This window comes from Pseudomonas monachiensis (assembly GCF_047345015.1).
GTDB classification, from domain to species: Bacteria; Pseudomonadota; Gammaproteobacteria; order Pseudomonadales; family Pseudomonadaceae; genus Aquipseudomonas; species Aquipseudomonas monachiensis.
Window position 1 is genome coordinate 3,340,848 of record NZ_CP178857.1, and the last position, 14,754, is coordinate 3,355,601.

The 14,754-nt window shown below is 61.8% G+C and carries 14 protein-coding genes; 6 read left to right on the forward strand and 8 right to left on the reverse strand.

Annotated elements, in window-relative coordinates; genetic code table 11:
- Positions 1-55 precede the first annotated feature (55 nt).
- Positions 56-1,708, reverse strand: a complete 1,653-nt coding sequence (locus ACMDB8_RS14810; protein WP_409078780.1) for a SulP family inorganic anion transporter — start codon at positions 1,706-1,708, stop codon at positions 56-58.
- Positions 1,709-1,802: 94 nt separating this feature from the next.
- A complete protein-coding gene (locus ACMDB8_RS14815; protein ID WP_409078779.1) occupies positions 1,803-3,083 on the reverse strand; it encodes a serine/threonine transporter in 1,281 nt (426 codons plus the stop codon).
- 388 nt (positions 3,084-3,471) lie between these two features.
- Here ACMDB8_RS14815 and ACMDB8_RS14820 point away from each other — a divergent pair, with 388 nt between their 5' ends.
- The 5 genes from ACMDB8_RS14820 (at position 3,472) to ACMDB8_RS14840 (ending at position 7,621) form a co-directional block, all read left to right on the forward strand.
- A complete protein-coding gene (locus tag ACMDB8_RS14820) occupies positions 3,472-3,855 on the forward strand; it encodes a tautomerase family protein (protein WP_056727714.1) in 384 nt (127 codons plus the stop codon).
- Positions 3,856-3,883: 28 nt separating this feature from the next.
- Positions 3,884-4,471 carry a TetR/AcrR family transcriptional regulator gene (locus tag ACMDB8_RS14825; RefSeq protein WP_056727716.1) on the forward strand — a complete coding sequence of 196 codons (588 nt, stop codon included), beginning with the start codon at positions 3,884-3,886 and terminating at the stop codon, positions 4,469-4,471.
- Between the two features lie 180 nt (positions 4,472-4,651).
- Complete coding sequence (locus ACMDB8_RS14830; protein WP_409078778.1) at positions 4,652-5,617, forward strand: 2-hydroxyacid dehydrogenase; 966 nt, start codon at positions 4,652-4,654, stop codon at positions 5,615-5,617.
- Positions 5,618-5,761: 144 nt separating this feature from the next.
- Positions 5,762-6,829 carry a phosphotransferase family protein gene (locus tag ACMDB8_RS14835; protein WP_056727719.1) on the forward strand — a complete coding sequence of 356 codons (1,068 nt, stop codon included), beginning with the start codon at positions 5,762-5,764 and terminating at the stop codon, positions 6,827-6,829.
- Positions 6,830-6,853: 24 nt separating this feature from the next.
- Positions 6,854-7,621 (forward strand): SDR family oxidoreductase, encoded by a 768-nt coding sequence (locus ACMDB8_RS14840; RefSeq protein WP_008046696.1) that lies wholly within the window; start codon positions 6,854-6,856, stop codon positions 7,619-7,621.
- 65 nt (positions 7,622-7,686) lie between these two features.
- On the opposite strand, the gene ACMDB8_RS14845 is transcribed toward ACMDB8_RS14840, so the two are convergent.
- The 6 genes from ACMDB8_RS14845 to ACMDB8_RS14870 form a co-directional block, all read right to left on the reverse strand.
- Entirely contained in the window at positions 7,687-7,908 is a 222-nt protein-coding gene (locus ACMDB8_RS14845) for a hypothetical protein (protein ID WP_156385868.1), read from the reverse strand.
- A 143-nt stretch (positions 7,909-8,051) separates the two neighbouring features.
- Positions 8,052-8,303 (reverse strand): DUF1652 domain-containing protein, encoded by a 252-nt coding sequence (locus ACMDB8_RS14850; RefSeq protein ID WP_223542588.1) that lies wholly within the window; start codon positions 8,301-8,303, stop codon positions 8,052-8,054.
- 184 nt (positions 8,304-8,487) lie between these two features.
- Positions 8,488-9,981: a helix-turn-helix transcriptional regulator gene (locus ACMDB8_RS14855; RefSeq protein WP_056727724.1), complete on the reverse strand. Its 1,494-nt coding sequence runs from the start codon at positions 9,979-9,981 to the stop codon at positions 8,488-8,490.
- Positions 9,982-10,090: 109 nt separating this feature from the next.
- Positions 10,091-10,981: a LysR substrate-binding domain-containing protein gene (locus tag ACMDB8_RS14860; RefSeq protein WP_056727727.1), complete on the reverse strand. Its 891-nt coding sequence runs from the start codon at positions 10,979-10,981 to the stop codon at positions 10,091-10,093.
- A 5-nt stretch (positions 10,982-10,986) separates the two neighbouring features.
- Positions 10,987-13,191, reverse strand: coding sequence for a xanthine dehydrogenase family protein molybdopterin-binding subunit (locus ACMDB8_RS14865; RefSeq protein WP_223542590.1), 2,205 nt, complete (start codon positions 13,189-13,191; stop codon positions 10,987-10,989).
- Entirely contained in the window at positions 13,191-13,655 is a 465-nt protein-coding gene (locus ACMDB8_RS14870; RefSeq protein ID WP_223542591.1) for a (2Fe-2S)-binding protein, read from the reverse strand. The genes ACMDB8_RS14865 and ACMDB8_RS14870 overlap by 1 nt, the downstream gene beginning before the upstream one ends.
- Before the next feature lie 118 nt (positions 13,656-13,773).
- Here ACMDB8_RS14870 and ACMDB8_RS14875 point away from each other — a divergent pair, with 118 nt between their 5' ends.
- The gene (locus ACMDB8_RS14875) at positions 13,774-14,664 is read left to right on the forward strand and encodes a LysR substrate-binding domain-containing protein (protein ID WP_223542592.1); all 891 of its coding nucleotides are present in this window, start codon (positions 13,774-13,776) and stop codon (positions 14,662-14,664) included.
- Positions 14,665-14,754: the final 90 nt, after the last annotated feature.

Consider the following 14,754-nt stretch of genomic DNA (forward strand, 5'->3'; position numbering starts at 1 on the left):
TGAGATGAGCGGCGTTTTTTTATGCCTTCAATTTGAACACCGCCCACACAGAGGGTCATGCATTCAACTGGAGGGCCTGCTGCACCGCCCCATCCACACTCAACCCACTCAGCACCACCCCACTAACCTCCGCCTGCGGCAACACCGCCAACGCCGCTTGTGCGTCGTCTTTCAGACGCGCCAGAATCAGCTGTTTGCCCCCCTGATGCACCCGCACAAAAAACTCCTGCAACGCCTCAATGCTGGTGCCATCCAGATCGGGCGATTCCTCAAGACTGAGGATCACCGTATGAACCGGCGTTTGCGAATGCCGGATCAAGTGCAAGGCACCGCCAAGAATCCGCTCGACGTTGGCAAAAAACAACGCCTCACCCGGCCGCACAATCAACACGCCCGGCACCGTTTGCGCCGTTGGATGGCGCTGCAGGTCGACAAAGTCGTGACCGCTATCGATGCGCCCCAGGATCTGGATATCCGCCGCCGACATCTGCTTGAGCATCAGCAACACACTGATCGCCACCGCCACCAGCAAACCGTCCAGCACCCCCAGCAGCAACACAGCCCCCACGGCGCAGATCACCAGCAAGCGGTCTCGGCGCCAGATGAAATAGCGTCCCAGCGGCTGCAGGCTCAAGCCCCGCCCCAGGGCATGAATGACGATGGCGGCGAGGATCGGTTCCGGGGTCAGGGCGATGTAAGGCAGCACCGTCAGGACAATGACCAGCACCACCAGCGCCGCCACGATACCGGCCAGGCGCGAAGTGGCACCGGCTGCCTCATTGGCCGACGTCGCCGAATACCCCGCGCCCGCCGGCATGCCGTGGAACAGGCCGGACAACAGGTTGGAAGCCCCCAGCGCCAGCAGGTCGCGGTTCGAGTTGACGCGGTCGCCATGCTTGAGCGCATAGGCACTGATCGAGCCATAGGATTCCGCATACAGAATCAACACCATGGCGAACGCCAATTCCCCCAGACGCAACCAGTCGGCAAACGGCAGCACCGGCAGCTTCGGCACCTCCAGGCTCAGGTCGATCACGCCGATCAGCTTCACGCCATAGGCCGGCAGGTCCAGCCACTGTCCTGCCGCAATGCCGATCACCACCACCAACAAACCACCCGGCAAACGCCGAAACCGCGCAAACAGCCATAACAGGGCCAACGCCACGGCACCGACCACCGCTGCGGTCCGGTTCCATTGCGGCAATTGCTCCAGCAGTTGCGGCAGAAACCCCACCAGATTGGCATCGGTCAAATGCACGCCGACCACGCTGGCGACCTGCTTGAGGATGATGGTCAGCGCCAGGCCAAAGGCAAAGCCGCGCAGTACCGGCTTGGCAATGAACGAGGTCACGCCGCCGAGCTTGAACATCCCGGCCAGCAAAAAAAACACCCCGGTCACCAGCACCAGGCCGAAGGCCAGGGTCGAGCGAAGCCCGGGGTCGCCATTGGCCAGGGTGGCGGTCGCCGCAGCCAGTACGGCGGCGGAGGATGAAGTGGCCGAGACAATCGCAAAGCGGCTGGTGCCGAACAGGCCATAACACAGCAGCCCGGCAAACAAGGCGATCACCCCGGCCTGAGGCGCCAGTGCGGCGATGCTTGAATAGGCGACCGCTTCGGGCAGCAACAGGCCGGCAATCGACAAACCGGCCAACAGGTCCTGCCAGCGGTTGGGTTGCTCGGTGGGATTAGCCTTTGGGGCGTTCGACAATCCAGTGCCTCCAGGCGAAAAAAAACCGCTGCACGTATCACGTGCAGCGGCCACTGTAGCTGTCAATCCGGCACTGCGCGAGCAGGCCGGTCGATCATGCGGTCAGCGAGTAGATCAACGCCGTGATCGCCACCAGGCCCACCGCCGTCACGAAGACGTTGGATGCCTGACCGCGATAGCGTGCCATCGCCGGCACCTTGCGGATGGCGTACATCGGCATCAGGAACAGGATCGCCGCGATCACCGGGCCGCCGAGGGTTTCGATCATGCCGAGGATGCTCGGGTTCAGCGTAGCGACGATCCAGCACACCACCAGCATGAACGCGGCAGTCATACGGTCCAGGGCCTTGGCGGACGGACGCTTGCCGCTCTTGACGATCAGGCCCTTGAGGCCTTCGCTGGCGCCGATGTAATGCCCCAGGAACGACTTGGAAATGGCCACGAAGGCAATCAACGGCGCCGCGAAGGCGATGGTCGGATTGCTGAAGTGGTTGGCCAGGTACGAGAGGATCGACAGGTTCTGCGCCTTGGCTTCAGCCAGTTGCGCTGGCGACAGGGTCAGCACGCAACTGAAGACGAAGAACAGCACCATCACCACCATCAGCAGGTGGGCGCGGGACAGAATCTGCGAGCTACGCTCCTCGGCGTGCTCACCGTAGCGACGCTTCTGGTCCACGGCGAACGCCGAGATGATCGGCGAGTGGTTGAACGAGAACACCATCACCGGAATCGCCAGCCACAGGGTATGCAACAGCGCCGATGGCGCCGGCACGTTGCTCGCGGTGGCGAGGATGCCGCCGTTCCAGTGCGGAACCAGGTACACCGCCAGGAACAGCAGCGCGACGATGAACGGATAGACCATCAGGCTCATGGCCTTGACGATCAATTGCTCACCGCAACGCACCACCGCCAGCAGGCCGAGGATCAGCACCAGCGACAGCACGGCGCGCGGTGGCGGCATGATGTGCAGTTGATGCTCCATGAAGCTGCCGACCGTGTTGGTCAGGGCCACGCTGTAGATCAGCAGGATCGGGAAAATCGCGAAGAAGTACAGCAAGGTGATCAGCGCGCCGGCCTTGATGCCGAAATGCTCTTCCACCACCTCAGTGATGTCGGCGCCTTCGCGACCGGACAGCACGAACCGGGTCAGCCCGCGGTGCGCGTAGAACGTCATCGGGAACGCCAGCAACGCCAGGATCAGCAGCGGCCAGAAGCCGCCCAGGCCTGCGTTGATCGGCAAAAACAGGGTTCCGGCACCAATCGCCGTGCCAAAAAGGCCCAGCATCCAGGTGGTGTCCTGGCGATTCCAGCTTGAAAGCGTCGCGGGTGTCGCTTCTACATAGCGTTCGTTAACGCTATTGGCCTGATCATTCATCCGGTGGGATCTCCACATTCCGGTCACTTGCCACCCGGCCAGGACGCGTCGGAATACCCGACAGGCGGCGTCCGGCCGAAACAGGGGCGGCATTCTGGGGGATTAGTGAGCAGAAGCAAAGACTTAGGTGAGGAACGGTGGTACCAGATAGACGAAAATCCTCTGTGGGATATCCCCTGTGGGAGCGAGCTTGCTCCGGGCGGCGTTCCGACGATAGCGGTGTATCAGTCGGAGAATAGGTTGCATGTGCCGCAGCCATCGCGAGCAAGCTCGCTCCCACAAGGACCTGCGGTGCAACTGCGCGTCATCGCCAAAACGCAATGCGCGCTTGATAAAGGTCTACCATCATGTATTTATAACCGACCAACATTCCTTCCGGAGTCTTCCCATGCCACTGGTTCGCGTCGACATCAAAAAACACCGGGACCCCACCCACGCCAAACGCATAGGGCAGCTGATCTATGCCGCCATGCGCCAGACCATTGGCGTACCGGAACACGACAACTTCCAGATCCTGGCCGAACACGACGAGCAGCATTTCATCTTTGATCCCGAGTATCTGGGCATCAACCGCAGCGACAACCTGGTCGTCATCCAGATCACCCTCAACGAAGGGCGAACCCTGGAGCAGAAAAAAAACCTCTACAAAACCATCGCCGAAAGCCTTAACGCAGAGCTGGCCGTGCGCCTGGAAGACGTTTTCATTAATCTGGTGGAAGTGAAAAAAGAGAATTGGTCATTCGGCAACGGAGTTGCCCAATACGCCCTCTGATGTCCAACCTGCAAACCGAGAATGACCCATGCCCCGAGTTTCCCGCAAACAAGCCGACCTCAACCGCGAGACCATAGTCGATGCCGCCACACGGCTGTTTCGTGAACGCGGCTTGCACGGGATCAGTGTGGTCGATGTGATGGCCGCCGCGGGCCTGACCCACGGCGGTTTCTACGGGCACTTCGAATCCAGGGAAGCCCTGGCGCAAGAGGCCAGTGGCCGGGCTTTCGATCAGGCCGCGCAACGCTGGCTGGGACGGGTGGCCGAGCATGACAGCAAGGACGCAGCCCGCCGCGCCGTGCTCGAAACCTACCTGTCCAACGAAAGCCGGGACAATCCGGGCGACAGCTGCCCAGTGGTGGCGTTTGCCGGGGACATGTGCCATGAGGCCGCCGAGAGCGGATTGCGCCAAACCTATCTGCAAGGCCTGAACAACCTGCTTGATTCCCTCGGCTCGCTGCTGGACGCAGAGGACGAAGCCGGCAAACGGCAGCAGGCGCTGGTGCAGTATTCGCTGATGTTCGGCGCGCTGATGCTGTCCCGGGCCACCCGCGGCGATCCGCTGTCGGATGAAATTCTCGAAGCTGCCCGGGCCGCCCTCACGCCGTCGAAGTAAATCGCCCGCCCCCACGCAATAAAAAGATCGCAGGCTTCGCCAGATCCTACACTCAGCGCAGTGCCCTCAACGGCGCAGGAGCTGCCACGGGCCGCGATCGCTGGTGGTTGCCAAGCCACCCTGAAATCAGCAATCTCAAGTGACGTTCGAACCGATTTTTCGATGCCCAGGGAGCCAAGCATGCCCGTAACCGTTCTGGTACTGGTTGAAACCATCAATGATTACCTGCCTATCCTTGAACATCAGGGCTTTCACCTGATCCTGGCCCCGACGCCCACCGAGCGCGCCGAAGCCATCGCCCGCCACACCGGGCAGATCGACGCCGTCCTCACCCGTGGCCCTCTGGGGCTATATGCCGATGAAATCGCCGCCCTGCCCAACCTCAAGATCATCTGCGTGATCGGCGCCGGCTATGAACACGTCGACCTGCAGGCCGCGGCGAACCGGGGCATCACCGTCACCAATGGCGCCGGGGTCAACGCCTCGTCCGTCGCCGACCATGCCATGGCGCTGCTGCTGTCGCTGGTACGCGACATTCCTCGCTGTGACGCCGCCGTACGGCGCGGCGAGTGGCCGAAGATCATGCGCCCTTCCCTGGCCGGCAAACGCCTGGGCATCCTCGGCCTCGGCGCGGTCGGCATGGCGATTGCCAAACGCGCCAGCGCCGGTTTCGACATGGACATTTGCTACCACAATCGCCAGCGTCGCAGCGATGTGTCCTACACCTTGTGCTCGACCCCGACCGAACTGGCACGGGCCTCGGACTTCCTGATCGTCGCCACCCCCGGCGGCGTGGGCACCCGGCAACTGATCAATCGCCAGGTGCTGGACGCGTTGGGCCCCAACGGGTTTATCGTCAATATCGCCCGGGCCAGCGTGATTGCCACGGCCGACCTGATCGCCGCCCTGGAGCAACGCCGGATCGCCGGTGCCGCGCTGGATGTGTTCGACGCCGAGCCGAAGGTGCCGGATGCACTCAAGACCCTGAGCAACGTGATCCTCACTCCCCATGTCGCCGGGCTGTCCCCGGAAGCCACCCAGGGCACCGTCGAACTGGTGGGCAAGAACCTCGTGGCATTTTTCTCCGGCCAACCGGTGCTCACACCGATCGAACTACCGTCGGCCGAGAGCCAGCTCGCCCATTGATGGCGAGTCAAACAGCTGTATCAAAAACAATGATTGGCCGGCAACACGCTCACCTATAAGAGCCGTTCGCGGTTGTAGGTGCGCAGTGTGCGCATTAGATTAGCCAATAGTTCAAGGCCTCCAGAATAAGCAGAAGGGATAAGCATGGCGCTTAACGACCAGTCCACCCGTATCCGCACCGGCGAAGAGCTCGATGCCAGCCTGATCGATCCGTATCTCAAGGCCCATATTCCGGGGCTCAGCGGCTTGCCACGGATCAGCCAGTTTCCGGGCGGCGCTTCAAACCTCACCTACTTGCTGGAATACCCCGAACAGGAATTAGTCCTGCGTCGCCCGCCCTTCGGCCACAAGGCCAAGTCGGCCCACGACATGGGCCGTGAATTCCGCATCCTCAATCAACTGCGCGACGGTTTTCCGTACTGCCCGAAAGCCTACGTGCACTGCACCGACGAATCGGTGATCGGTGCCGAGTTCTATGTCATGGAACGGGTCAACGGCATCATCCTGCGCTCAGACCTGCCGCCGGAACTGGGCCTGGACTCGGCGAAAACCGAAGCCCTGTGCAAGAGCTTCATCGACAAGTTCGTAGAGCTGCACCGCGTCGACTACAACGCCTACGGCCTGGGTGACCTGGGTAAACCCGAAGGTTACGTGGCGCGGCAAATCAAAGGCTGGAGCGATCGCTACGAAAAGGCCCTGACCCCCGATGCGCCACATTGGGACACGGTGAAGGCCTGGCTCAACGACAAGATGCCGGCCGACCATCCGACCTCCAGCATCGTGCACAACGACTACCGCTTCGACAACGTGATCCTTGACCCGAACAACCCGATGCAGATCATCGGCGTGCTCGATTGGGAACTGACCACCCTGGGCGATCCGCTGATGGACCTGGGCAACACCCTCGCCTACTGGATCGAAGCCGATGATCCGGCGCCGGTACAGATGATGCGCCGCCAGCCGAGCCATGCGCCGGGCATGCTGACCCGCCGCGAGTTCGTCGATTACTACGCCGAACGCTCGGGCATCCGCATCGACAATTTCGACTTCTACTACACCTACGGCCTGTTCCGCCTGGCGGGCATCGTGCAGCAGATCTACTACCGCTTCTACCACGGCCAGACCCAGGACAAACGCTTCGCGCAGTTCATTCACATGAACAAGCTGCTGGAGCAGATGAGCTTGCAGGTCATATCGAAATCCAGCCTCTGATCGGCTTCATTACAAGGGAATCCCATGTCCAAGACTCAGTTGTTCGACCTCGACGGCAAGATCGCTTTCGTCTCCGGCGCCAGCCGTGGCATCGGTGAAGCCATTGCCAAACTGCTGGCCCAGCAAGGCGCCCACGTGATCGTGTCGAGCCGCAAGCTCGAAGGCTGCCAGCACGTCGCCGACGCGATCATCGCCGCCGGCGGCAAGGCCACTGCCGTTGCCTGCCACATCGGCGAAATGGAACAGATCAGCCAAGTCTTCGCCGGCATCAAGGAACAGTTCGGCCGTCTCGACATCCTGGTCAACAACGCCGCGACCAACCCGCAGTTCTGCAACGTGCTGGACACCGACCTCAGCGCTTTCCAGAAAACCGTCGACGTGAACATCCGCGGCTACTTCTTCATGTCGGTCGAAGCCGGCAAGCTGATGCGCGAAAACGGTGGCGGCAGCATCATCAACGTGGCGTCGATCAACGGTGTTTCGCCGGGCATCTTCCAGGGCATCTACTCGGTGACCAAGGCGGCGGTGATCAACATGACCAAAGTCTTCGCCAAGGAATGCGCGCAGTTCGGGATTCGCTGCAATGCCTTGCTGCCGGGCCTGACCGACACCAAGTTCGCCTCGGCACTGGTGAAAAACGAAGCCATCCTGAACACCGCGCTGCAACAGATCCCGCTCAAGCGCGTGGCGGACCCAAGCGAAATGGCCGGCGCAGTGTTGTACCTGGCCAGCGATGCTTCCAGCTACACCACCGGCGTTTCGCTGAATGTGGATGGCGGTTTCCTGTCCTGATCGTCTGAACAGCACAAATCCCTGTAGGAGCGAGCCTGCTCGCTCCCACAGCGTAAAAACCCGATTTACTGCGTGACGCAACGCGTCGTGGTGGTGACTCGGGTCACCTGCCCGTCTTCAGCCCGTACATCGCCCAGGACATCGGTTTTATCCATGGCCTGGCAGGTGCGTTCAGGAGGGGGTGGAGTGACCACAGGCGGGGGTGGCGGACTGGAGCAGCCGCCGAGGATCGCCACGCACAATGCCAGCGACAAGGGTGAGATAACGCGTTTCCCAAGAGTTTTCATAGGTTGACCCGCGATAAGTGATAGACACATTTTTTGTGACAACAAAACCGGCGCGCAAAGTCCATACACCTGTCAAAAAAATAAATATCTGCGAATCACCCATAGCGCAGCCCGTGGCCAACACCCGTAAAAGCTGACAGTTCTTACATCGCCGTATCAGGCCGTTGCAAGGAATTACTGTCCAGCTCGTAACGCAGTTCTTCGATCAATGCAGTGACCGACTGCGCCGTCTGCAACGTGCTCATGTGCAGGCCACTGACCACCAGGTCCACCTGGCCCGACACCGGGTGGTAGAGCTTCACGGTCAGCGAATGGTCGCCGGTGACACTGCATTCGCAAGCCAGGGGTGAAAAACTGCGCTCGATCAGCATCCGCAGTTGCGCCTGGGTAATCATTACAGCGAGGCCTGGCGGGTTGAAGCATCGGGTAACTGGCTCATGAGGCTGTTCCTTTTGGCGGTTTACCAAGGCGGCGCCGACGACTTGAAGCCATCTGCCGCACCTCCTCAGCCTAAAAACCACCACACCGGGTCGACACATGAATTTGCACCCTGCGCTCTAGTGCATTTGCACCTTAACGCTACCCCCTGGGTCGCCATTCACTGGAGAACAGTCCCCGCTCCCTCGCCCAGACAATCGCCTCGCTGCGGCTGTGCACACCGAGCTTGGAATACACCGTCGCCACATGGTTGCGCACCGTGTTCGGCGCCAGCTTCAGGCGCGCGGCGATTTCCTTGTCGGCCCGGCCTTCGCAGATCAGCCCCAGCACATCGCGCTCCCTGGCGGTCAGGTCGGCGAAGGACACACCGGGCAGTTCCGGTGAGTTGAAGCGCTTCACGTTGGCCAGTTTTTCAATCAGCGTGCGGCTGAACCATGAGGCGTCCTTCATCACCTCCTCGATGGCCGACACCAGTTCCAGCTCGGTGCGCTTGCGCTCGGTGATGTCCATCAGCACCAGCAGATAACAGGGGATGCCCTGAATGTTCACGGTGTCCGCCGACACCGCGCAATCGATCAGCCCGGCGTCTTTCCTGCGCAGGCGCACGTCGATGCGATCCAGGCTGCCGGTTTTCTCCAATGCGGCGAACAACCGAGTGCGTGCGCCCTTGTCGTCGATGAAATCGATCTGCGCGATGTTCTCGCCCAGCACCTCTTCACCCGGATAACCGAGCGTATCGAGGAACGCTTCGTTGACGTCCAGCACCACCTGGTCACCCGCGCCACACACCAGTATTGGCACCGGAGACAGCCGAAACGCCTTGGCAAAGCGTTCTTCGCTTTGGCGCAGAGCCACTTCGGCCTTGTGTCGAGGCTCCATGTCGACGAAGGAAAACAGCATGCAGGCCTCATCGTTGAGTTCCAGCGGCTGGCCGGCGACGATGACCTGCTTGCTGCCGCCATCCGGTAGCCGCAATTCGGCCTGCATCTGCGCGATGGTCCCCCCTTCGCGCAAACATTGCTTGGCCAATGCCTTGTTTTCGGCTTGCTCCAGTACATCCAGTTCATAGGTGGATGTGCCGATCACCTGATCGCGGGAGTAGCCGGTCATTTCAAGGAAGCCGGGATTGACCTTGATGTAGCGCAGATCACTGAGGCGACAGATCACCGCTGGCGCGGGGTTGGCAGCGAAGGTTTTCTCGAAGCGCTGCTCGGCGCTGGCCCACTCGGTGACATCGTCCATGATCAGCACCAACGACTCTGGTTCGCCCTGGCTGTCGGCCAGTACCAGGCTGCGCACGCGATGGACCCAGCTGTGCTCTTCTTCATCGGCCGCCGATGCCACCACCACCAGCACGTCACTAAACGTCTCGCCACGGGCCACACGGTTGATTGGATAGCTGTCGACCGGCACCAGGTGATTGTTGCGATAGCGCAGGACGAAGCGCTTGGCGTAGGCCTTGGCATCGGGCCCCAGATCGCTGACCTGCGAGACGCCGTGCATGGCCAGGGCAGCCTCATTGGCCCAGCGAATGGTCTGGTCGGGGTCGAGCAGGATCACCCCGTCGGACAGCCCGGCGATGATCTGCTGCAACTGGCGACGATTGGTTTCGGTGGTCAGGACGTCCTGGCTCATTGCGACCCCACAAGTATGGTGACCCTGTGAAGAGTACGACCTTCGAGCTTAAGGTTAGTGCAACGAACCCTGTGGGAGCGGGCTTGCCCGCTCCCACAGGAATTAGTGTTCAGTTGGAGTTTTGCAACACCAGTTCGCGCAACGTATCGAGAAACAGCTTGAGCACCGGCGAATCATCGTCCGCGCGGTACGTGGCGTACAGCGGCACCTCCGGCAACGCCGGGGTCAGGCGCCGGAACACCAGGCCCGCCGGCGCCAATTGCTCGATGGATGCCGGCAGCAACGCCACGCCGAAACCTGCCCGCACCAGGCTGAGCAAGGTTTGCACCTCGATCACCTGCTGGCGGATCTGCGGGGTGAACCCGGCCTGGATGCAGCACTGGAAGAGAAAATCGGCGAACCGCGATTGCTTCAACTCCAGGGCGACGAATGGCTCCTGAGCCAGATCCGACGGCGCCAGGGTTTCACGCTTTGCCAACGGATGATCGACCGGCATGACCACCCGGATCGGCTCGTAGATCAGCAGTTCATTGCGCAACTGCGGGTCGTCATACCCGACCCGGAACACACAGGCGTCGATGCGTTTTTCCTTGAGCGCCTTGACCTGCGCCGCCGGGGTCATCTCATGCAGGCGCCAGTTTACTTGCGGATAACGCTCGCGAAACAGGTGCAAAGCCCGAGGCAGCACCCCGACCATCACTGAGCTGATCATGCCGATTTCCAGTTCGCCCAACTGGCCACGGCCGGTCTGGCGCGTCAGGTCCAGCGCGCGGTTGAGTTGTTCGAACACCAGCGGCGCCTGTTCCTTGAGCATCTGCCCGGCGGCGGTCAACTCGACCCGGTGATGGCTGCGCTCGAACAATGGCGTGCCCAGTTCCTCCTCCAGCAGACGGATCTGCTGGCTCAGGGGTGGCTGGCAGATATGCAAGCGGGTGGCGGCCCGGCCGAAATGCAGCTCTTCAGCCAGGGCCATGAAGTACCTCAGCAAGCGCAAGTCCATGCCCGTTATCCCAGGTTCAGCGGTGTAGAGCGCTGGCGCACGCCGGTCAGGCTGAACAGGGCATTGGCAATGGCCGGGGCCACCGACGGGCTGCCCAGCTCACCGACACCACCGGGCTTGGCCGGATCGCCGTCGACCAGCAGGATGTCCACCGCCGGCATGTCCGACATGCGCGTCACCCGGTAATCATGGAAGTTGCTCTGCACCACCCTGCCTTGCTTGATGTCCATCCGATCGAACAACGCGTGGCCGAGCCCCCACATCAAGCCGCCGTAGATCTGCTCTTCAACGCCGCCGGGCGACACCGCCAGGCCGCAATCGACCACGCAGGTGAGCTTCTCGACCTTGATCACGCCGTCCTTTTGCGACAGGCGCGCGACCACCGCAATGAAACTGGTGTAACCCTGGTTCGTGGCGATTCCCAGCGCCGTGCCTTCGGGCAGCGGCTGCCCCCAGCCGGCACGCTCGGCAGCGCTTTTCAAAACAGCGACATGCCGTGGCCGGTCCTGCATGTTGGCCAGGCGAAAAGCCAACGGGTCTTGCCCGGCTCCATGGGCCAGTTCATCCATGAAGCTTTCCACGGCGAACACATTGGGGATGAAGCTCACCGAGCGATACCAGCCACTGGGCACCTGGCTCTCGTGCCTGACCCACGTCAGGTCGAGGTTGGCCGGGCGATAGGCGAAATCCCAAGCGGTGATGGCTTCGGTGGTGCTGTAGTCCATTTTGTCGGGGCGCTCGAAATAGCCCGGCTCCCACTGCTCCGGCGAGGCCGGCGACACCGCGTCGAGCTGCAGCGCGGTCAAGCGACCCTGCGCATCCAGCGCACCTTTGGCCCGGTGCAGCGTGGCCGGGTGCATGAACAATGAACGCATTTCGTCTTCGCGGCTGTTCATCAGCTTCACCGGCACCCTGGCTTGCTGCGCCAGGTAGGCCACTTCGAACAACCAATACTTGGCCTCCCGCGCTCCGAAGCTGCCGCCGGACACCCGTTCGTTGATGGTGACTTTGTCCTTGGTGAACTTGCATATGACTTGCGCCGCTTCCAGCGCCGACGAAGGCACCTGCACCCCGCCCCAATAGGTGATGGCGTTGTCCTTGACCTGCGCGGTGATGCAGATTGGCTCAAGCGGGTTCTGCACCTTGTAGGGCATGCGGTAATCGGCTTCGAGCAGCTTTGCCGCATTCGGCCATTGTGCGTTCACATCACCCGCAGCCATGGCGGACACCCGTTGCGCGCCTTGGTCCGCCAGCGCCGCTACCTGGGCCTTGGCCAGTTCATCACTGTCGAAACCCGCCAGCGGCGAGTCGCTCCACTGCACCTTGAGCAATTCGCGCCCCTGATGCGCGGCCCAGTAACTATCCGCCAATACCGCCACGCCTTCGACGTTACCGCCGAGGACATCGGGACGCCCCGGCACCTTGATCACCTTACGCACGCCCGGTACCTGCAGCGCAGCCGCGCTGTCCATCGACACAACGGTCGCCCCCAGCACGGGAGCGCGCTGAATCACCGCCACCAGCATGTCCGGCAACACCACGTCGATGCTGTATTTGAAGCGCCCGCAGACCTTGGCCTGGGCATCGCGCTTGTGCCGCAGCTTGCCGATGTACCTGAACTGCGCCGGGTCCTTGAGCGTGACCTTGGCCGGTGCCGGCAGATGCGCGGCGACACCCACCAGTTCGCCATAACCGAGGCTGCGCTTGCTCGCCCCATGAACCACGCGGCCTTCTTCAGTGATGCAACTGTCGGGGCTGACTTTCCACTGTTTGGCAGCCGCCGTGATCAGCAACGCCCGGGCCGTGGCACCGGCCATGCGCAGGCGGTCGTATTCCAGCGAGACGCTGGTGCTGCCGCCGGTGGAGAAGACTTTCCAGATCGGGTGAATGTAGGTTTCGAAGAACGGATCTTCCGGCGAGATCACCTGCACGGTCATCGGATTGACGTCCAGTTCCTCGGCCACGCAGGCGGCCAGGGCCGTGTGTGTTCCAGTGCCGGAATCGTGTTTATGCACCACCAGCTTTACCGTGCCGTCGGGCAGGATACGCACCCAGGCGTTGGGTTCGAATTCACCGGCAGGTGCCGGGGCTTTCGGGTCAGTCGCGGCAAGGCTCGAAGGCAGGTAAAACGCAATGGCCAGGCCGGAAGCAACAGTCGCGGTTTGCTTGAGAAACACCCGTCGCGAAACATCCATCGGGGAGATCGTCATCACGCCTCCTTCGGCGCGTTTGCCGCGTGCTTGATCGCTTTGTTGATCCGCCCGTAAGTGCCGCAGCGGCACAGATTGCCGGACATGGCATTGCGGATCGAATCGTCGGTCACCGCGGCACCAGTGTTGAGCAACGCGGCGGCGGACATGATCTGACCCGATTGACAGTAACCGCATTGCGGCACATCTTCGGCAACCCAGGCCAGTTGCAGCGGATGCTGCTCAGTCGGCGACAAGCCTTCGATGGTGGTGATGCTGTGCCCCGCCACGGCGGCGACCGGCAGTTGGCAGGAGCGCACCGCGACGCCGTCCAGGTGTACGGTGCAGGCACCGCACAGGCCCATGCCGCAACCGAACTTGGTGCCGGTGAGTTTCAAGTGGTCACGCAGCACCCATAACAAGGGCATGGAGGGTGATGTCTCTGCCAGCTCGCGTCGTTCGCCGTTTACCGTGAATTCGATCATTGTCAGGCTCCAAGAGAGCGGCCCGTCTTTGTGCAGGCCTGGTGATCGATTATTGGAAGCCTTGGGAAAAACGGGCCAGCGACGATTTCTGCCATCCTGTGTAAGTAGGACTAACAGCATGTACAAGCGATACCCGTCGGTGCAGTCCATGAGCGCGTTCATCCAGGCGGCGCGCAGCGGCAGTTTCTCCAGCGCGGCGCGCAAACTCGACCTGACCCACAGCGCCATCAGCCAGCAGATCCGCTCGCTGGAAGACTTCATCGGCCAGCCGCTGTTCGTGCGCGAAGGCGGCGGCAGCAACCTGACCGATGCCGGGCAACTGTTCGCCAGTGTGTTGTCCGACGGCTTGGCGCAGATCGACCGGGCGCTGTCTTCGGTGAAGAACCGCAGCGTGGCCCAGCGCCTGACCCTCGACATCGACAGCGAACTGGCCCAGAGCTGGCTCAATCCGCGCCTGCCGCAACTGCTGGACCTGTTGCCCGACCATGAGGTGGTGCTGTTGTCGATGCCACGCTCGGACCGCAGTGCATTCGAACGGGTGGACCTGGCCTTGCGCTACGGTTATGGCGACTGGGACGACTGCGAGATGACGCAGATTTGCGGGGACCGGGTGATGGCGGTGGCTTCACCGGAACTGCTGAAACGTCATGGTCTGGAGCTGCCGTTGAGTCCGGCGCAGATCCTTCAACTGCCATTGCTGGGGTATACGCGACGGTCATGGATTCCGTGGCTGGATGCGGCCGGCATGCCTCCCGTCGAACCTGCGGCGCGGGTGGTGTTCGATAACGCAGCGAACCTGATTGCCGCTGCCGAGGCCGGCGTCGGTGCAGGATTGGTGCGTGGGTTGCTGGCGGCGGATGCGTTGCGCAGCGGTCGGCTGGTGGTGCTGAACGAGGCGCAGATTGCGGCGCATTACAACCTGTATGCGGTGTGGCCGCCGGGGCAGGCCGAGCGGGTGGCGCCGGTGGTTGAGGCGGTCAAGCAGTTGGCTGAAAACACATTGCTTTAGGGTCAAAAGATCGCAGCCTTCGGCAGCTCCTGCACTCGTCTCCCGTAGGAGCTGCCGAAGGCTGCGATCTTTGATTTTCCTTCCCCCATA